Annotated in this window: 18 protein-coding genes; 11 read left to right on the top strand and 7 right to left on the bottom strand. The window is 31.3% G+C overall.

Annotated elements, in window-relative coordinates; genetic code table 11:
- The first annotated feature begins 124 nt into the window (after positions 1-124).
- The 6 genes from D1869_RS06090 (at position 125) to D1869_RS06065 (ending at position 10,097) form a co-directional block, all read left to right on the top strand.
- On the top strand, positions 125-1,768 hold the full coding sequence (locus tag D1869_RS06090) for a hypothetical protein (RefSeq protein ID WP_156014363.1): 1,644 nt from the start codon (positions 125-127) through the stop codon (positions 1,766-1,768).
- Between the two features lie 802 nt (positions 1,769-2,570).
- Positions 2,571-3,809 (top strand): AAA family ATPase, encoded by a 1,239-nt coding sequence (locus tag D1869_RS06085; RefSeq protein ID WP_156014362.1) that lies wholly within the window; start codon positions 2,571-2,573, stop codon positions 3,807-3,809.
- On the top strand, positions 3,802-4,194 hold the full coding sequence (locus D1869_RS06080) for a hypothetical protein (RefSeq protein WP_156014361.1): 393 nt from the start codon (positions 3,802-3,804) through the stop codon (positions 4,192-4,194). The genes D1869_RS06085 and D1869_RS06080 overlap by 8 nt, the downstream gene beginning before the upstream one ends.
- Before the next feature lie 919 nt (positions 4,195-5,113).
- Positions 5,114-6,535, top strand: coding sequence for an MFS transporter (locus D1869_RS06075; protein ID WP_156014360.1), 1,422 nt, complete (start codon positions 5,114-5,116; stop codon positions 6,533-6,535).
- Between the two features lie 33 nt (positions 6,536-6,568).
- Entirely contained in the window at positions 6,569-7,219 is a 651-nt protein-coding gene (gene tenA, locus D1869_RS06070) for a thiaminase II (RefSeq protein ID WP_156014359.1), read from the top strand.
- Between the two features lie 22 nt (positions 7,220-7,241).
- A complete protein-coding gene (locus tag D1869_RS06065) occupies positions 7,242-10,097 on the top strand; it encodes an alpha-mannosidase (protein WP_156014358.1) in 2,856 nt (951 codons plus the stop codon).
- Here D1869_RS06065 and D1869_RS06060 read toward each other — a convergent pair.
- Together D1869_RS06060 and D1869_RS06055 are read right to left on the bottom strand one after the other, a co-directional pair.
- Entirely contained in the window at positions 10,077-10,550 is a 474-nt protein-coding gene (locus D1869_RS06060) for a hypothetical protein (RefSeq protein ID WP_156014357.1), read from the bottom strand. The two genes, D1869_RS06065 and D1869_RS06060, sit on opposite strands and share 21 nt — an antisense overlap.
- Positions 10,537-11,163, bottom strand: a complete 627-nt coding sequence (locus tag D1869_RS06055; RefSeq protein WP_156014356.1) for a molybdopterin-dependent oxidoreductase — start codon at positions 11,161-11,163, stop codon at positions 10,537-10,539. The genes D1869_RS06060 and D1869_RS06055 overlap by 14 nt, the downstream gene beginning before the upstream one ends.
- Before the next feature lie 112 nt (positions 11,164-11,275).
- On the opposite strand from D1869_RS06055, the gene D1869_RS06050 reads away from it, so the two are divergent.
- Positions 11,276-11,533: a hypothetical protein gene (locus D1869_RS06050; protein WP_156014355.1), complete on the top strand. Its 258-nt coding sequence runs from the start codon at positions 11,276-11,278 to the stop codon at positions 11,531-11,533.
- A 198-nt stretch (positions 11,534-11,731) separates the two neighbouring features.
- Here the strand turns inward: D1869_RS06050 and D1869_RS06045 are convergent, their stop codons facing one another.
- The 4 genes from D1869_RS06045 to D1869_RS15670 are packed head-to-tail and all read right to left on the bottom strand — an operon-like array spanning position 11,732 to position 14,935.
- The gene (locus D1869_RS06045; protein WP_156014354.1) at positions 11,732-12,463 is read right to left on the bottom strand and encodes a hypothetical protein; all 732 of its coding nucleotides are present in this window, start codon (positions 12,461-12,463) and stop codon (positions 11,732-11,734) included.
- A complete protein-coding gene (locus tag D1869_RS06040) occupies positions 12,438-13,193 on the bottom strand; it encodes an ABC transporter ATP-binding protein (RefSeq protein WP_184651033.1) in 756 nt (251 codons plus the stop codon). The genes D1869_RS06045 and D1869_RS06040 overlap by 26 nt, the downstream gene beginning before the upstream one ends.
- Positions 13,194-13,241: 48 nt before the next feature.
- A complete protein-coding gene (locus D1869_RS06035) occupies positions 13,242-14,789 on the bottom strand; it encodes a radical SAM/SPASM domain-containing protein (RefSeq protein ID WP_184651032.1) in 1,548 nt (515 codons plus the stop codon).
- A gap of 14 nt (positions 14,790-14,803) precedes the next feature.
- Positions 14,804-14,935, bottom strand: coding sequence for a hypothetical protein (locus D1869_RS15670; protein WP_260311169.1), 132 nt, complete (start codon positions 14,933-14,935; stop codon positions 14,804-14,806).
- A 374-nt stretch (positions 14,936-15,309) separates the two neighbouring features.
- On the opposite strand from D1869_RS15670, the gene D1869_RS15425 reads away from it, so the two are divergent.
- From D1869_RS15425 to D1869_RS06025, 3 genes are read left to right on the top strand one after another with little or no spacing between them, the layout of a single operon-like run.
- Positions 15,310-15,429 carry an AbrB/MazE/SpoVT family DNA-binding domain-containing protein gene (locus D1869_RS15425; RefSeq protein WP_231113756.1) on the top strand — a complete coding sequence of 40 codons (120 nt, stop codon included), beginning with the start codon at positions 15,310-15,312 and terminating at the stop codon, positions 15,427-15,429.
- Positions 15,416-15,547, top strand: a complete 132-nt coding sequence (locus D1869_RS15665; RefSeq protein ID WP_260311168.1) for a hypothetical protein — start codon at positions 15,416-15,418, stop codon at positions 15,545-15,547. The genes D1869_RS15425 and D1869_RS15665 overlap by 14 nt, the downstream gene beginning before the upstream one ends.
- Positions 15,534-15,920: a pilus assembly protein gene (locus D1869_RS06025; protein WP_156014351.1), complete on the top strand. Its 387-nt coding sequence runs from the start codon at positions 15,534-15,536 to the stop codon at positions 15,918-15,920. The genes D1869_RS15665 and D1869_RS06025 overlap by 14 nt, the downstream gene beginning before the upstream one ends.
- Positions 15,921-16,617: 697 nt before the next feature.
- Here the strand turns inward: D1869_RS06025 and D1869_RS06020 are convergent.
- The gene (locus D1869_RS06020; protein ID WP_156014350.1) at positions 16,618-17,919 is read right to left on the bottom strand and encodes an amidohydrolase family protein; all 1,302 of its coding nucleotides are present in this window, start codon (positions 17,917-17,919) and stop codon (positions 16,618-16,620) included.
- 108 nt (positions 17,920-18,027) lie between these two features.
- Here D1869_RS06020 and D1869_RS06015 point away from each other — a divergent pair, with 108 nt between their 5' ends.
- Positions 18,028-19,545: an APC family permease gene (locus D1869_RS06015; protein WP_156014349.1), complete on the top strand. Its 1,518-nt coding sequence runs from the start codon at positions 18,028-18,030 to the stop codon at positions 19,543-19,545.
- The last annotated feature ends 63 nt before the right edge of the window (positions 19,546-19,608 follow it).

The raw sequence follows: 19,608 nt of genomic DNA, 5'->3' as shown, positions 1-19,608 counted from the left end.
AGGATACTTGTGTATTTACCGGTTTATTTACTAGTACACTTTCAATATTACTATCAAGTTTTTAATTCTTGATTTAGTAGTTATGAAAAGATTTAAAATAAGTTGAGTTGAAAGTTGTTATAGCATGGAAAAGCGATATATTTCACCGTTGACTTCAAATCTTTCTGAAATCTTAATTTGGGCTTCTATGGCTCTCTTCTCGTTATTTTATTATCCTACACTATGGAGTGATATTCTAATAGTTATTCTTCTTTCTCTAGCTGGTATTCTTCTTTTCTTTAAAGGTGATTCCAGGTTTGTGAAATTAACTATTTACACTGAATTGTTCTTAGTTCCCATTGAATATTGGTATTTTTTCCACAATTTGTATCTTCTTCTAATCTTATATTTAGTTTTTCTAGCTGGATTATCGTTAAGACGACTTGATATTGCTTCACTTATTGCAGTTGTTTTAGTGGTTGTTTCATCTAGAGTAGCAAAACCTTTCGGTACTGATGAATTAATGATTGATTATTATTCTGCCTATCAATTTCTTCACGGTTTAAATCCTTACATACCTTCAGTTACGAGTAATGTTTATCAAATTTATAATCTTTCCGCTGAAATTTACGGTACACCTTATACAACTGGAGGTATTGTAACTAACCTTAATTACCCTTCGTTGTCCTTTTTGCTTTATATCCCAGCTGTTGTTTTCCACTTTAATCCTAATTATATTATTCTTTTCTTCTATGTTCTTTTACCCTTTATACTCTGGTATAAACTTGATAGAATAACTTTTCTTCTATTTGTATCATCTTATCTATTCAATATTTACTATCTCCTTTATTCTTCTGGAGGTATTGATGATATTATTTGGGTTACTTTTCTTATTTTATCTTTTCTATCGAATAGGGAGTGGGTTAAGGGTTTCTTTTATGGTTTGTCAGTTTCGTTTAAGCAAGATCCATTGATTTTTCTACCTTTTTATCTTATACAGTTACGTAGTGAAAGAAAAAATATCTATCAATTTCTATTATCATGGGTAGTGACTTTTATCTTCTTGAATCTTTACTTTATTGTTTCTTCGCCAGTTTACTATTTCCACGATATAACTACTCCAGTGTTTGATAATCTGTTGCAAATTGGCTTTGGTTTCGATATATTCTCAGTAATAGGCATATTTTATGAATATAAATACTTCTTCTTGGTGTCGCAACTTCTTATCTTTTCTACGTTTTTCTATCTTTATTTAAAAAGGAAGATTTCTAATTACTTAGGTGGTATATATTTCGTAATGCTCTTTATGTATAGAATGTTATGGAATTATGTAATGTATATACCATTTCTTAATTACTTAGATGGGAGTGTAGATGAGAAGATGAAGATAAATAAGGAAGTTATGAAGCCCCTATCTGTCCTTTTCTTGCTAATACTCTCATCAGCTTTAATTTTTCATTATGTGTTTTCTCCTTATTATAATGGCTTAAAGATTGAAGTACTTCATGTTTACACTGAGTCTAATGAAGTTTATATGATGGTTTTGAATGTGTCTTACGAAGGTCCTTTAAGTGAAGTTAAACCATTCTTTAGGTTGTTTTCTGTTAATGCTATCCACGACGGAAATGGTATTCTTTGGCTTTCCAACTCTACCTGGATAAAGAGTGGTGAGTGGAAAATTGTTGTTATTAAGTCTCCATCTCCAGCTTTTAATGTTGGTTTAGGAGAGATAATCATAAATGCGTATTATGGCAATATTAATGGATTTCTTACTATTACGGTGAAATAGATAGTACATCAAATAGTGCTTAAGCAGTAATATGGACAGAAATCGTAGGAGATTTACGTATCTAAGAGTCTTAGTTCTTTTTGACTAAGATTACTCACGGTGTTTAGGAAACTCACTCCTAGTATAAAGGTTGTTGAAAGCATTACTTATTCGTATACTCTTTTTTTAACTCTTCAACTAGTATTATAATTGGTTAAGGAACAATAACAGATATATGTGATAAGAGTTTTATATACTCTATATGTTAAATAAAAAATTAATAGTTTAATGATGATAGTGTGTTTGCACTCAAAGTCTTTATCTTAAATAGTTAGATCTTATTCTCTATTTTAGAATAATGAATAATATTTACAGAACTTTCACGAGAATTATAAAGTAAAGTAATTTTTTAATAAATACTATTTAGTTAGTTCTCTTAGCGTACTTATTCGAAACACTCCTTATGTTTGCCTAGTCTTTTTCCATGGAGTATAGAGATTCTTCGTAGAAGCTTTTTTAATTACTTTTCAATGCATATTGATATATATTATGTTTATGTAAAAAAGAATTTTCTAATTAAGAAATTCTCTAGTGATTAGTAGCTCTACTCATGGGTCATCAGATGTTAAAAATCTGATAAATCTAAGTTTTTTAACCATGGGAAAATATGAGTAATGTAAGTAATATTTCTATTAACAATGAATTTGGATTGATTGTGTGAGCTTCTGAGAGAATTTAGTAGGAAAACTAAAAAAGGTAAGAAAACCTTTAAACCACTGATAAAGTAGTTAAGGTTTTATATTTTGTTGTAAAGCATCTTAATATGAAGGTTATTATTAAGAATTTTGGTCCTATCAATGATGCTGAATTTGAATTAGGGGATATTACAATAGTTATAGGCCCTAATGCATCAGGGAAATCTTTCATTTCTCTTCTCCTTTATTCAATCTTCGGTGCTAGACCTATCCCAAGTCCTAAGGATCTTGAACAACCTGTAAAAGATGAAATGAGTCTTAGCTCCTATCTGGATACTATAAATAAAGTATTATCTAGAACTCTCAGAAGAGGACTTGAAAGAGTTTTCGGGGTAGACTATAAAGAGCTTATCACAGTAGGTAATCAGGAATCGAAAATAAGTTTTGTAAACAAAATCGGAAGCCTTGATATTATATTAGGAGAAGAATTTAAGGTTGTAACAAAGTTAAATAAGGATATAAAGATATTCATGAGTTTCACAGAAAGTAAGGATATGCCTTTTGGTAGTATAAGTGCTAGAGTTCATGCAGCTGATGACAATTATACGATAAATGTGCACTACGGTACTGATTTTCCAAAGTCTTTGCGTGATAAATTTAATGAATTACTGGAAATTCAGAAAAGAAGAGTTCTTGCATCAATATTATCAGAAATCGTTATAAACTTGTTTTTTGATGACTTTAGACCAGTGATTGTTCTCCCAACTGAGAGGAACTTAGCCGTCTCTAATCTAATTGGGTATATAAGTACATATATTTCAATAGACAAATTATCAAAAATTAGTGATAAGCCCGTTATAAGATACTTTATTAGGTCGCTTCTAAATGCTATGAGGATTCTGAGGAACAAGGAGTTTTCTATAAATACTATAAATCTGAAATATAAGATCGTAGAACCATTTGTATTGGAAGTCTATGAGAAGGATAAAAAAATACCATTATCGCTGCTCTCTTCTGGTTATGCACAAATATTACCGATAGATATACTTTCAAGGTTCGGAAAGTTTATCATAATAGAAGAACCAGAACTTAATCTTCATGCTGGTGCTCAGGTAAGCATGGCAAACTATCTTTATAATTTAATAACAGAAGGTAAAAAACTATTCCTCACAACTCATAGTGATATTTTTACAATACAGATGACGATTAATCACGTAAAGAAGAATAATAGTGAAAAGTTGAAAATATATCTACTTAACAGAGGAACAATGGAAGAAATAGAATATACGGAGAAGGGAGATATTGAATCCATACCGACTATTACAGATGTTATTAGAGAACAAGTTAAGGAGATATACGGTGAATAAATTGGAAGAATTTGCTTGTATCGATTTCGATTTAGTATGTACGAAAAATGTACCTAAAGCTGACAGTATTTGCTTTCATATTAAAGACTGCAATTGCGTTATGATGTATATAGTCGAAAAGAAAAGTGAAAAATTTGATCCCACATCTGATAAATTTGACGATGCAATATCACAGATAGATTCAACTTTGACTTATCTATCTAGTATATGCAATAAAATAAGGTGTAAGAAACTTTTAGTGGTCGAATATCTCACTGCAACTAAGGCTAGGTTAGATAAGAAGAGTTTACCCTACATTATTGAGTATAAAAAAATAAAAAATAAAAAGGGACTCAATATAGAAGAAAAAATTGCAAAATTTGTTTATGAGAATAAAAAAATTTGATAATTTTATGATTTTTCCATAGATAAATGTAAATGATTTACCAGCAAAGACTAATATTCAGTCGTTAATTTCTTTAGATCACTCATTTGAAACATTCATAAAGGATAATCTAGTTCTTTCTCTTGTAAAAATTATATTATTTTTATTCAGAAGATTGAAATTTATAGAGGATTTATTTAAATTTAGTCTTAGCATTCCCTAAGACTATGAAGATGTTTATCTTTAGATATCACTTTAATTTGTTTACTACTATTTATTCTTAGTTTTATGTTTAATGAGTAAAAACATAACGAATTAAATGAAAATAACAGAACTTATATGTGACAATTCATTGTCATATCATTTGTGTTTTATAGATTAAGGAAATTTCTTTACCATAAAAAATTATGATGTTTGTTTATGAACTAATAAATACTTTGAATTTACTGATAGTGTCGACATTAAGCTATTTATATTTCTATAAATTTTTAGCACATAGTAATATATTAGTTCAATATTTATACTCTTTATAAAGAAAGGTCATTTAATAGATTTATATACCAATGATGGCACTACGAATTTACTCTCTTATTATTTATCACAAGAGAGATTTTCAGCTGCTAAGACAATATTTCTTATATATTTTAGCGTAACGTAAAAATGTAATGATTTTTCTATAAGTGCTGTATGCTCTTTGTTATATTTAGTGGATTTTTATATAAAAGTTATTTAATTTTTTAAATAATATAGTTAATATCATAGATTTCCTATCCTAAAATAATAGATCTTATAATTCATCTTAAAAAAGAAAACATCAATTACAGTATTTAAAAATTACTCTGATAGGTGTAAATGATATACGTTTTATGTGAAATGTACTTTCGGACCGCAAATAGATATATCGAAAAATTTAATAGGTAGCTTGTCTTTCCCTTTATCCATGGATTATAAAAGTAAGACGCTACTTATCTTATCTGCAATGCTTTTGATTGTTAACTACGTAGAAACAATGGTTATTCCGGCTTTGCCCACCATAGAGTCAGATTTCTCAATTTCTTCAACTTTAGCTGGCTGGATAACTTCAGCATATTTGCTAGTTGCAGCCGCAACTTCACCTTTAATGGGTAAGCTTGCAGACACTTACGGCAAGACCAGAATGTATATAATAGCTATTGTATTCTATATTATAGCTGTAGCGTTAGCCGGTTTTTCACCAAATATTTGGGTTTTAATTGCAGCTAGAGCAATTCAAGGAGTCGGTTTCTCAATGTTTCCTATAGCTATTGCAATTATTACGGATATTTATCCAAAAGAAAGGGTTGCCTTCGCTCAATCAATATTGAGTGCAACGATTGGTATTGGTCCGGCATTAGGTTTACTTATAGGTTCTTACATTGTTGAGGATTTAGGTTGGCCTTATGCCTTTCACACTGCTGCAATTCTCTCCCTTATAGTTTTCTTTATCTCTTTAAAGTATTTACCTCATACTGGAACAAGGTTAAAGGAGAGGGTTGATTATATAGGGGCTACTTTAATAGGCTTGGCAACTACTTTAGTTTTAGTTTATATAACTGAGGGACCGACTTTAGGTTGGACTGCTTTAGATAATTTATGGATGTTAATTGTGGGCTTAATCTTATATGGTGCTTTTATTGCTTATGAGAGGGTTGCAATAGAACCTTTAATGAAATTGGAGCTCTTTAAGATAAGAAATTTCGCTGTTGCTAATATTGTCGGTTTAATATCTGGTATTGGTATGTTTGCTAATTTCATTTTTCTAGTCTATTATTCTCAATTGCCTAAACCATACGGTTTAGGTCTTTCAATAATTCAGTCTGGTTTATTAATGTCTCCAGTAGCTTTAGGGATGATAATTTTCGGCCCTATTTTAGGAAGATTAATGCCAAAAATTGGGCCTAAGCCTATAATGATACTAGGTGGTGTTTTAACAGACATCTCCTATCTACTATTGCTAACTTTTAGGAGTACGCCAGATGAGGTTTTGCTTGATGGTTTTATTTCTTCTGTAGGTTTAGTTGCATTTATTGTACCATTAGTTAACATGGTTGCATTATCTTTACCGGATCAATATAGGACTACTGGAATGGGAATGAATACGTTATTAAGGACTATAGGTGGTTCAATAGGGCCAGTAGTTGCAACAGTGTTTATGCAAACTTATCAAGATCCTATTGTGATGATGTTTAATAATCAAATTTATGTTATGGGATTCTTACCTTCTGCAACAGCATTTAATTATATTGCAATATTCGGAATGGTTATGATGACCTTAGCTCTAATAGTTGCCTTATGGACTAAGAATTATAAGTTTAGGACTGCTGCTGTAAGAATAGCAGAATGATTTATTTTTTATCTCCTTTTCCTATTTTATTTTATGCTATCAGACGAACTTTGGGGCTCGATTTCAGATATTTATTCTTCGATACTATCACATCCATTCATCAAGGGGTTAACTGATGGGACATTAGAGGAAGAGAAATTTAGATATTATATCCTTCAAGACTTTTTGTATTTACGAGATTTTAGTAGGGCATTAGCAATATTATCTGCTAAGGCAGAAAAGCAAGATGATTCAGTCCTTTTCGCTACTCATGTTAGTGATGTATTAAGAGTAGAAAGGAGCCTTCATGAGTATTTTATCTCTTTGTGGAATGTTGATGTTAGTAGAGTTAAGCCATCTCCCACAAATCTTCTTTATACATCATACTTACTTTCAGTAGTTTATTCGAGACCATTCTATGAAGGTGTTAGTGCTGTTCTTCCATGTTATTGGATATATATGGAAGTTGGGAAGGAATTATTAAAGAAGGGTTCTCCAAATCCTTTGTATAAACGTTGGATAGAGACTTATGGCGGTGAGGAATATGAGAAGGGAGTAAGAGCTGTAATAAATCTAGTTAATTCGTTTAATTTAACTAAGGAAGAAAAAGAAGCTGTAAAGAGACATTTTAGAATCACGTCAATGTTCGAGTATATGTTCTGGGATATGGCTTATAGGTTAGAAAAGTTCCCATTTGATTTTTAACTTTCTTTTCACAACTTAGTTTATGAGAACTCTAAACGAACTCGAAGCTAGGTTAACGCTTATTTACGGTAATTCTTTCGTAAATGTGAAAAGACTAAACTGGGTTAATTTAGAAATTGAGGGAAAGGAAAACTCTTATCTCATAATTTTAGATCATGAAGGTTCTGGTCTCATAAAGGTTGATGGAGAACCTTATTTTGAGCTGGATAAGTATCATGTAATTATTCCTTTACCAGTAGGTAAGCATAAGATAAGTGTTGAGATGAGTGAGTATAAGGATTTTGGAGAAAAGGTTCACCCATCTCCCGGAATTCCGTATTATGCAGAGCTTGATTTTAATGCGTACAGACTTTACATATACGGAACACAAGTTCTGGATTTAATAAAAAGCGTAGAGGATGAAGAATTAAGAAATGATTTAATTTACGCATTAACAAAGGCTTTGAAGGAGGCTTATTTTGAGACTATTTCAAATGATCAGTTATTTATAATATCTAAACTGGCTAAAACGTCATTAGACCTTAGCAGAATTTATAAAGAATTGGAATATAAGATGGAGGAAGATAAGAATAGAGAGAAGTATAAGAAAGGACTGGAGGTTTTGAAGGAGGAATTATTGAAACTTAAGGAGAAATATGGTAAAAGGGGTATTTTAATAGGGATTGGACATGCGCATATTGATACAGCTTGGCTTTGGCCATTTGATGAAACTAAAAGAAAGGTTATAAGAACTTTTTCGACTGTTTTAACACTTCTTGATAAGTATAATTTCCGTTTTATCCAGAGTTCTGCCCTTTATTATGAATGGGTTAAGGAAATTTATCCTAAACTGTTTGAAAAGATAAAGGAGAAAGCGAAAGAGAATAAGTGGGAGCTAGGCGCATTTTATGTTGAATCCGATACCAACATGATTTCTGGCGAATCACTGGCTAGACAACTATTATACTCCCAGAGATTTTACTTAGAAAATTTTGGTAAAATTGCTAAAATTTTATGGTTACCAGATACCTTTGGTTTTTCTGCCTCTTTACCCCAAGTTGCTAAGTTAGGCGGTATCGAGCTTTTCGCTACTCATAAAGTTTTCTGGAATGATACCAATAAATTCCCATATAATGTGTTCAAATGGGTTACACCAAATAGCGATTATTTGCCTTCAATAGCTTTTGGAAATGGTAAAGGCGGTTATAATTCTGATTTCTCTGTCTCTAGTGTTTTAGAGCAATACAAGAACTGGAGGGAAAAGGATCAACCTGTACTTTACTCTTTTGGTTACGGTGACGGAGGAGGGGGACCAAATGAGGAAATGCTAATTAGGGCTGAAGCTATAGATTTACTTCCAATCCTACCTAGTGTGAAGTTTGAGGAGATAAAGGTTAATCCCATTGTCGAGTGGAAAGGTGAACTATATTTAGAAACTCATAGGGGTGTCTTTACTTCTCACTCTAAAATGAAGTTACTTAATAGGAAAGCTGAGGTTAGTCTAAGAGAGGCTGAATTATGGTCTTCTTTAGCTGGTAATTATGATAAGGAAAGGTTTAGGAGATTATGGAAGATTGTATTGAAGAATCAATTTCATGATGTTCTACCCGGTTCAGCAATTAAAGATGTATATAAGGTGGCATATGAAGAGTTGGAGAAAGTGATTGAAGAAGCTGAAAATATTGCAAAGGAAGCAATGCTTAAGCTTCTAGGCTCTCAGGGTGAAGAAATTTATTTGTTTAATTCTCTTAATTGGGATAGGGAGGAATATGTTGAGATTAATGGCAAGTTTTTCAAGGTTAAAGTCCCTTCAATAGGTTTCACTGTGTTTAAACCAGAAGAGGTAAAGGAAAAGGTTGATGTGAAAGAGGCTGAAGATTACTATCAGATCGAAAATAAGTTCTTTGTATTAAAGTTAGGTAAAGAAGGGAAACTACTTTCACTTTATGATAAGGAAGCTGAGAGAGAAGTATTGAAGTGGCCAAGTAATGTGCTCACATTTTATGAAAATATTCCAGGATGGGCTGACGCTTGGGATATTGAGAAAGGTTATGAGGAAACTAGTTTTGTGGTTAAGGCAAGTTCTTCAACTGTCATAGAGGATACTGTTGTAGACGTAAAGTACACGTACAAATTTAGAAACTCAGAGGTTTATCAGACTGTAAGAATTTATCCAGACCATAGAAGAATTGATTTTATTACTACGTTAAGAATGAGGGATAGAGAGTTACTTTTAAAAGCGTGGTTTAATTTTGACGTTAATACTGATAAAGCAATCTCTGATATTCCTTTTGGAGTAATTGAAAGGTTTACTTGGCAAAATACTAGTTGGGATATGGCAAGATTTGAAGTTCCAATTCAGAAGTTTGTGGATTTGTCTGAAGGAAATTATGGTATAGCGTTACTAAGTGAAGGCAAGTACGGTGTTTCTTTACGTGATACTTCTGTAGGTTTAAGTTTGACTAAAACTCCCCTATATCCAGATCCAACAACAGATTTGGAAGAAGTTACATTTACTTATTCTATTTACCCTCATCTAGGTGATTGGCGTAAGGCTGAGGTTATTAAAAGAGCTTATGAATTGAATATCCCGATAAAGATTGTTAGGGGTAAAAGTGCTGAAAAGGAAAAGAGTTTTGTAAAAATTAACAAGTTGATTTTAGAGGCTGTTAAGATCGCTGAAGATGATGATAGTTTAATTTTTAGATTGTATGATGTAGAGAATGTAAGAGATGAATGTGAAATAGTTTTACCCTTTGAAGTTTTGTTTGCTGAAAGTTTAGATCTTCTTGAGTTAAATATGGTTCCAAGAGTGATTAAAGTTGAGGGTAATAAAGTGAGAGTTAGTTTCAAAAATAGGGATATACTGACCTTGCGACTACGTTATAAAATAGCTTAAATCTAAGTAAACTGCGATGAGGTACATAGCTAACCAGATTATAGGGATAACATATTTATATAATATTAGGTTTTTTACACCTTTTGATAAGAGAATGGAACCGAGGCCAGAAACTGTGTGTATAACGAAGAATAACGCTAATGGTGTTATTAATGCTAAGTGTAACTCTAGTGAAATTCCTCTGTTAAGTAAGCCTAAAGTTATTTCAGTTATAAAGTTTGAGGTTGTAGGGCCAGCACCGAATCCAGTTATTCCTTCTAGGATTGAGAGAATGAGTAATCCTATCGATGTTTTTCTCCTAAAATTTGGTGTGTAAATTGAATCTTTAAAATATGGGTCAAAAGCTTTTGATGAAGCCATTGAAATTCCTAGACCAATTATCCAGATTGGTTGGAATATGAACGTAAAGAAGGGAATTAGTGCTGAGATAGTAATTAAATTACTTCTTTGCATAGTCCGGATACCCCCTAGATTCCCAATAACCTAAGATGTTTTTAGAAGTGAAGTAAAGTCTAACTAACCATTTAACGTAAGTATATCCCCACCAGCCTGGAACAGCTAACCTCACTGGGTAGCCGTGAACTTGTGGTAGAGGCTTTCCATCAACCATGTAAGCAATAACTACGTTTGGTTCCATTGCTTTTGAAATTGGAAGATCAGCAGTATATCCCTCAGCACCATAACCTACAATTTTAATCACATTCGGTGAAGGTTTAACCATATCAATTATATACTTTAATGGTACTCCTGTCCATACTACGTTAGCTCTCAAAAAGTAAGGGTCAGAAACACATTGTATTGTGTCTTTAACCTCTATTGAAGGCATTTTAAGAAGATCTTGATAAGTAAGTCTAATAGGATTTTCCACTTCGCCATCAACAGTTAAGACGTAATTATTTACACTAATTTCTGGAGAATCTGCTATTTGAACGACATACCATGATCCGAAGGGTGTTAATGCGTTTTGTGCATGCTGATAATTATTATATTCATATAATGATAATCTGCCAATAACTAATAGTGAGGTTGAAATAAATAATGCCTTTAGGAAATCTCTCCTTTTCATATACGGACTCTAATGTCTTTTTTATAAAAGTTTTTACCCTAATCTAAAATTGTATTGAAATAAAATTTTTGGGAAAAAGTTTAAATTTTGTAAATAAGGGTACGTTATTAAGATGAAGATAAATAAGAGGCTTGCGGGAATAATAGGAGGAGTAATAGCGATAGTAGTTGTAGCTGTTGTAGTAGGTGCTGTTGTCTTGCATCATTCTTCAGCAGACAATTCGTCAATGATGTCTAGTTCATCAATGAGTAGTTCTTCTATGATGGGTTCCTCGACGTCTAATATGAGTAATAGCTCAACCTCTAATATGGGTAGTTCCTCCACATCAAGTTCTACGGGATCTGGTGGCGGATATAGCTGGGGATCATGAAAGATATTTATTTTTTCTTTACTTTAATTATTATACTTATTAACCTTAGACCTTGCTCTCTACTTTTATTTCAGTTATAGGCTTAAGGAGTAATAAGTTTTAACTTAAGATGTTGAAAGTGAGTTAAATAAGGGAATTAAAGAGATCTACGAAATATATTTTAATCTATAAATTGTATTTTTCTCCGCATTTATTAAGCTAGTAATTTTTACTATTTAGATATAGAACAAAGACTAAAATTAATACTAATAGATATATTAATAGAACATAATAATAAGAGAAGAACGCTACTAAGTCACCTTGTAATAATGCTCTTAAAGTATCTGCTGCCTCAGCAGTATAAACGTAGCTAAGAATTAACCTCCACGGTGAGGGAAGTAGAGATGATGGATAAAATATTGGTGGGAAGACAGAAATTACATAAGAGAATATGCCAGTAAACACAGTAGTTACTGTGTACTCACTAATTATTATAACAAGGAAGGCCGAAATAAACCCTGACATAAGTGCAGAGGTCAAAACTACTAGGAGGGCTAGTAAAAGTAAGGAGATGCTTTTAAACGTCATTAAAGTTATTACTATTACTCCAGGCATTGAAGTAATTAATACTACGAATATCAAAGCTAAGCTATATTCCAATATTGATGGTCCTAAAGAGCGTATTATGGGATAATAATGATAAGCCTTATCCATTCCGAGCCAAGCTGAGACAAAATTCATAACATATGTTGTAGTGAAGAGAACTAAAAGGCCAGATAAGAAGTAGGTTAGTTCATTAGGCGAAATTAACTTTGAAATACTGAAGTAAAGACCTAAGGGATATATTACATCACTAAAAAGCATATTAACTACATTCCTAACCCTTCCGTTCCTTTTTAGGAAGAGTTCTATTAGTGTCGCAAATTCAGTTACTCTTTCCGAAAAACTCATAATACAACTCCTCTAATGTGGGCCTTCTTATCTCTATGTCATTTAAATAAATATATTTGCTTATCTCCTCCTTCTTTATAAAGAGCTTTTTATCTCCTACCTTAACTACGTAAATATCTTCATTGAATACTTTCCTTATAAGCTCTTCCTTTGAACCGTCAAAGAGAATTCTTCTGTTGAAGAGGATTACACTATCTGCAAGTTTTTCAGCCTCTTCCAGATAATGCGTAGTTAAGATTATGCCCTTCCCTTCCTTAGATAACTTAATAAGTATCTCGTGAATTATATTTCTTGATTCTAAATCGAGCCCTACAGTAGGTTCATCCAAGATAAAATATTTTGGCTCTAGAGCTAGAACTGATGTCAACATCACTTTCCTCTTCTGTCCTCCAGATAAATTGTTAACCCTCTTCTTAGGATCAAGGTCAAAAAGCTTAATCATCTCTCTAATCTTTGTATCATTACCTTTGATTCCTCTCATCTTAGCAAAGAGCTTAATGTGATCATATACAGTGAGGTTAAAAATTGGCTCTGCATTTTGAGGCATTATCCCTAAAAGCTTCTTAGCCCTTCTTTCATTAGGTTTAAATCCATCTATAAGAATTTCTCCTTTATCACACTTTAAATCACCGTAAATTTGCCTTAATAATGTAGTTTTACCAGCGCCGTTAGGTCCTAGAATCACTAAGATTCCACGATCAAACTTAAAACTTACATCCTCATTAATCACGTTACCGTTAAAGGATTTAGAAACGTGGTTAACCTCAATTATTTTTAATCACCCTAATCTTCCTCTAATTAACTCTAATGATTTATTATAAACCTCATCATCATTTAATATTTCACTACATAATTCACAAATACTAGAATATTCTTTGTTTTTGTATTTATAATCTAGTTTTAACTCTTTTAATAATCTCGAAGGCCCTATTAATGTAAGAAGCCTTAAAAAATAGTTTCTATTGAGAATATCTTTCAGAGATTCATCTAGAGAGCCTAATTTACCATATTTAGTGATTTCCGAACCATTACAACAAGGATATACTCCATTAGGAGTTATAGTTAAATTTAAGGAGTCAAAACAAGCTCCACTAGGTAATTTATTATCACCATAAAATTCATTAGGTGGGAGATTTGATAAGGCTCTTCCTAATCTTAACACTGGAGAAGAAATTATAGGTATTCCTAAAAGCTCATTTCCTAAAAGTTTATATAAATCGTATATCTTATTTGATTTACTTGTAAGAAATCTGATAAAAAAATTTAAATTATATTTCTTTAAGTTATTTAACATCTTTAAAATATTATCTTTATTATTCCAGAATTTTAAATGATATGGCGTAAGGCTTAATTCGATCTCATCTATTTTCAATTCTTTTAATTCCTTGACTTTACTTTCATTTAGAGCCCAACTTCCATTGGTTACTAATGTTACAATATATCCTAAAGACTTTGAAAACTTAATCAATTCTACTAACTTATCCCAAAATAATGTTACTTCTCCTCCAGCTATATGAACTTTCTTATCTATAAAGGGCAAGTTTAGAGCTTCTTCTAGAATTTTGTAAATTTTATTAAGTTCTAGTATCTCACCTCTTTGAGGAGAAGAACTTACATAGCAATGATCACAAGAGAAATTACATTTGTAGGTAAGTTCTATTACTATCCCTTTAAAGTTCCAATATCTAAAACTATCACTAAGACTTACTGAAGCATAATATTGATAAATTTTTTTAAGAGCTTCTAATGAAATTAGATCTGTGAGTTTACCTTTAAAATCTATAAAAAACGGATTCTTATAGAAAAGATATTCCTCATTAGATATTTGCTTTACAAATCTGAAATGTCTCCCTGGCCAAACTGTCTTATCATCTACCAATATAACTTCAGATAGATTATTATTTATTACATCCGAAGTAAGAAGCATTTCTAGGTCATATTCTTTTATTGATTTCATATTAATCACAAAAATAGCAAAATTGTATAATCTAGATTCGGATAGGAATAATATTCTTCTAATGGCTTCAATATCATATTTTTGTGAAATCATAAAGACAAATTCATTTTTAAATCCATTTAATGTTTTTATTTTTGAAATTTTAATTAATGTATCTTTCATTTTTGATAAATTGTCATAAGAATTAAAATTAATAATGTCATTATCATTGAACAAAATATATAACTTAAATATTCTATTATTTTTTAATAATTTCTCAATTTCACTATTATATTTTATGAAAGTTTTTACATTTATGGCTACTAATTTGAAATCATTAGGAATCGAATTACTTCTCAGACTATCAATATCATCTAATATATAAATCATAACTTTAGCCACCATCAATCTGGTGAGTTTGTATTTATAGTGAGGGTAGTAGGATCTATTCTTGGTAGCAAACTTATTAATTCTTGTTTACCTAAAATTTCTCTTGCTATTATTGAAATTTGTTCTATGCAAATTTCGTTTTTCATGTATGTCCCCATAATAGATATTTCACTATATATTTTTATTCTAATTTTAAAATCTTATATTAGAGAAGATATAAAGATTATATATTTTTATTCTAATTTTAAAATTGATTAAACTTTCTCTGAAGAGTTTTGAATAGATAAAGAGTTAAATTAAAAGTAAATGTTCATTATAATCTAAAAGATTTATTACTGAATGCCTTCGAGCTTGGGGATTCATATCTCTGTCTCTGCACACTATTTATTAGCTGTAAAGGAATCTAGGCTCAATTGGGGTTACGAATATTTATTTCGTTTATTCTCTCTATTTTATAAACATATGGTTTTAGATGTAAAATCTTTGGGGAAAAAAGATTTTTCCCTACTATACTGAAATTATGATAGTTAAGATTGATAATAAGGGGAGAATTTATTTGCCAAAAGAGATTAGGGAAAAGATTGATTCAAAAGAATTTTACATTGTGGAATTAACCTTATGGGATAATGTTGATCCCTAGGGTAAAAGATCCGATTAAGACATTGGAAGATGAGGGGAAAAAGTTGCCCAACCTTGACATTAAGGAGTTGAAGAAAATAATTAGGGAAGAGGCTGAGAAGGAAATTGGTTTACGCTGATACTGACTTCTTCCTTGCATTACTGAAGAACAAAGATTGGTTAAAAGAAAAAGCTTTAGCAGTTCTAAGAGAATATAAGGACAACATAACGACTTCCTTAACTACATATTTAGAGCTAATGTTACTAAGTAGGAAATTCGGTTTAGACCCAGTTATGATTACTGCATCTGTTATGGAGATTACTAGAAGCTTTGATGAAAGGATCTTAAGAGCCTCAATTCTTATATCACAAGGTATGGAAGTATTTGATGCTTTCCACACTGCATTTTCTGAAACTGAAATAGTAAGCTTTGATCATGTATATGAAGAGTTTGGTTACAGAAGAATTAAATTAGAAGATCTGTGGAGGTCGATTTTCATTGAGATTTCATGAGTCTATATTCAATTACTTGTCATCATTACGCTCTGATCTTTCATCCTAGGACTCATGCACTCTGCGACAGAAAACTAAGCTTTGTTAAAGGTATAGCGTTAGTTATACCTTTAGTTGTGGCATAATTAGCATTTATTAAGTAAATGCTAAGAGAAAATAACATTCGACAATACGAAATATGTCTTGTTATTTCAGTCATTAGTTCACTTTCGGTACCTTAATTTATTCTTTGCAACTAATATAAAAAATTATTAAGAAAATCTTCCGTAGATCTATATAGATGGATTTTTCCTCACAATGTTCGGTCTGACAATAGAGCTAGCCATGCCATTGTCCGAAGACTTATGCTTCAGTTTCACTCTTGACCATATTTTTCCAATTAGGAAGTATTCCAGCACTAATAGAATCTAAAGGGATAGTTCTTCAATATTAAGTTCTACGGCATCTGATAGTGGATGTAAATGGAGATCATGAAAGATGTTTATTTTTTATCTCTTTTATTCTAATTGTTTTTCATTTACTTATTAATATGATAAATAACGACCTAATTGTCATCGTAATATTGCTAAGAAAAATTCTTATAATTAGCTTTCATTAAATTAAACCATCAAATTAAAAAATATTCATAGATAGCTATAACCTACTGAATAGATTTTATTTTAACATCAAAAACTATCATTATAAAAAACTACACTGTTTATCTTTTCAATAATTTTCCTCTACTACCTTTATAATCCTCATCAAAGGTTAATTCACCTCTCAAGTAAGTTTGAATAACTTTTGCTTTGAATTTTACTCCCTCGTAAATTGAGTAATCCATCTTACCGTGCCAATCTTTTACAATCCATTCTTCTCTCTTTATAACTGTAAAATCGGCATCTTTTCCTTCGTCGAATCCTTTTTCTTTTAAGTTATAAAGTTTTATCTGGTTATAAGAAGTTATTTCAGCAACTTTTTCTGGTGTTATTAAATTGTCAAAAAGAAAAGACATAATTGTAGGGACTAAAAATTCTGTTGAAGATACACCATTTGGAACTTCAATGTAGCTTAATGCCTTATCCTTATAAACAGACATAAAACCAGAGTAATCACTTCCTAAAGTATCTACCATGTGAAGTTTTCTTACAAGTTCTTCTCTTAATTCTTTTCTTCTCAATGGAGGTGACATTATAAATCTATTTCCATCTGATCTTAGATAATAACTATCGTCAAATAAAAGGTAATGTGGACAAGTCTCGCTGAAAATTTTAGCTCCCTTCTTTCTCCAATAAGATATTATATCTAGAGATGTAGGAGAAGAAATATGAACAATATAGGCTTTAACACCAGTTAAATAAGCTATCATAGAAGCCCTATTAACAGCTTCTTCCTCAACTTCAACTGGTCTTGTAAGTGCATGATATATTGCATCTTTCTTATCTTTGTATTCATTCTGTAAGACCTCTATAATATCGCCGTTCTCAGCATGTATTGCAACAGTTACGCCTAACTCTTTAGCTTTCTTCATTACAAGATATATTGTTTCATCATCAACTTGCATACTTCCCTTATATGCCATAAACATTTTTATGCTCTTTACATCCATTTTAATAACTTCTGGTAAATAGTTAATCTGATCTTTTCTTTTAATAATTAAATGAAAGGAATAATCAATACTGGCAGTTCTTTTAGCTTTTTCCATCTCATCTTTAACTGCCTCTATTACTTCTTTATTTAAGGGATCAATAAAATTTATTATAGAAGTTATTCCGCCAGCTGTTGCTATTTCACTACCACTTTTATAATCATCTGCTGTGGGAATTATTTCTTTACCCCCTAAATATCTTGAGTTAAAATGCGTATGTCCATCAATTACACTAGGTAATACATAATAACCAGACAAGTCTTTTCCTTCACCTACTATATCCTTCTTAATTTTCTTAATTTTTCCTTCTTCAACCTCAAAATCTGTTTCAATAATTCCTTTAGTCGTTATTACTCTAGCGTTTTTAAATATCATATAAAGTGTATCTTAATGGAGTAATATAAACATTATTTTTTTTATCTGATTATAGAATTTATATAATGAACATAAATCTATTTAAATCACTCTAAAATATTTTCTATTATGAGTAGGAGTTTGTTTGTTAGAGAAAGCTCTGGGTTAGTAAAAAATGTAAGTGCATTAGACTCAATAATGCTAAACTTAGGTAATATGTCAGCTGGAATAGCACTATTTACTTCAATCTCGCCATATATTCCTCCTGGTGGAGTAATATGGATTGCATCATTAATAGGTCTCCTTTTAACATTACCACAAGCATACATATACATTTACTTATCGGGGAAAATACCAAAAACTGGCGGTGACTATATTTGGCTCTCAAGAATCTTACATGGTAGTGTTGGAGTTACAATGGCTTTTGCTTTAATGATCGAGTCTACAGCATATTTTGCATTAGTTGCTTACTTCTTCTCATCTGCAGTTAGTACTGTAATTGGGACTATTGGTACAATGGATGGGATAAAATCATTAGTATCCTTATCATCGTTATTAACTGCACCTATTCCTTCTTATGTACTTGGAGCAGCTATTTTTGGTATAATAATATTATTTAATATATTTAAAGCAAAATGGGGGTATTCGTTAGTAACTATAAGTACAATCATTTCTTTAGTTACTACAATAATAGCTATGGTTATAATTGCTGTTAATATACCAGATTTTAGTACAGCTATTGCACCATTTTTATCGAAAGAAGGAATAATGCCTCCACCTAATTACTCTTCATCAGTCCCTCCACCTAATTTATTAGTCTCTTTGTCTGGAATATTGCCACTTTTAGCAATATTTACTTATCCATGGATGCAAGCAAGTCCTGCAGTAGCTTCAGAAACTAAAAAGGTGAAATATGTCCAAATGGGAGTTATATTACCCCTTTTAGTTACTGGAATTCTAATAACTTTAGGTTTTGCATTGATGTATATGGCTGGTGGATATGCTTTCACAGACTATTTATTTACTAATCCATCGTCAGCTTTTATTTATACCTTTTGGACAGTTGCAATGGGTTTAACTACAAATCAGGTATTGCAATGGATTATTGGAATAGGTTTAATGACATGGGAGTTTGCCGTATTAGCTTATGGTGTTATAGTCTTTTCAAGATATATATTTGCAATGGCTTTTGATAGAGTATTTCCAGAAATTTTCACCAGGCTAAATAGATTTGGATCACCAGTTTATACTCATTTATTTGATTTAGGCTTGACATTAGCATTTTTAGTATTGCCGGTAGTTTCAATCAGTGGTGCAACTGCACTTTATGGCGCAATAGTTATAGGCATGATTTACTTCTTTGCTGTTAGTATTGCCGGCGTTCTTTACGGAATAAAAAATAACGCTATACTATTAGTGGTCGCAGGTTTATTTGAGTCTGGATATTTCGTCTATTTAACTTATGAGGCTGTTACAAATCCAGTGTTTAGTTTTGCTGAGTCTAATGGAATGCCGAATCCTATAACTTTAGGGTTTGTTATAGGGAGTTTTGTAGTAGGTGCATTAATTTACTTTATTGCTAGAAGGATAAATCTAAGTAAAGGAATAGATTTAGAGTTACTATATAAAGAAATACCCCCGGATTAACTTAATTAAGTAAATTCCTTCTTTTTTTCTTTTGTCAGAAATTATTTAGTTAAGATAAGAAAA

Source organism: Sulfurisphaera ohwakuensis (assembly GCF_009729055.1).
In the GTDB taxonomy this organism is placed as follows: domain Archaea; phylum Thermoproteota; class Thermoprotei_A; order Sulfolobales; family Sulfolobaceae; genus Sulfurisphaera; species Sulfurisphaera ohwakuensis.
Note: the sequence above shows the minus strand (reverse complement) of the source record. Positions and strands in the feature narration are given on the sequence as shown.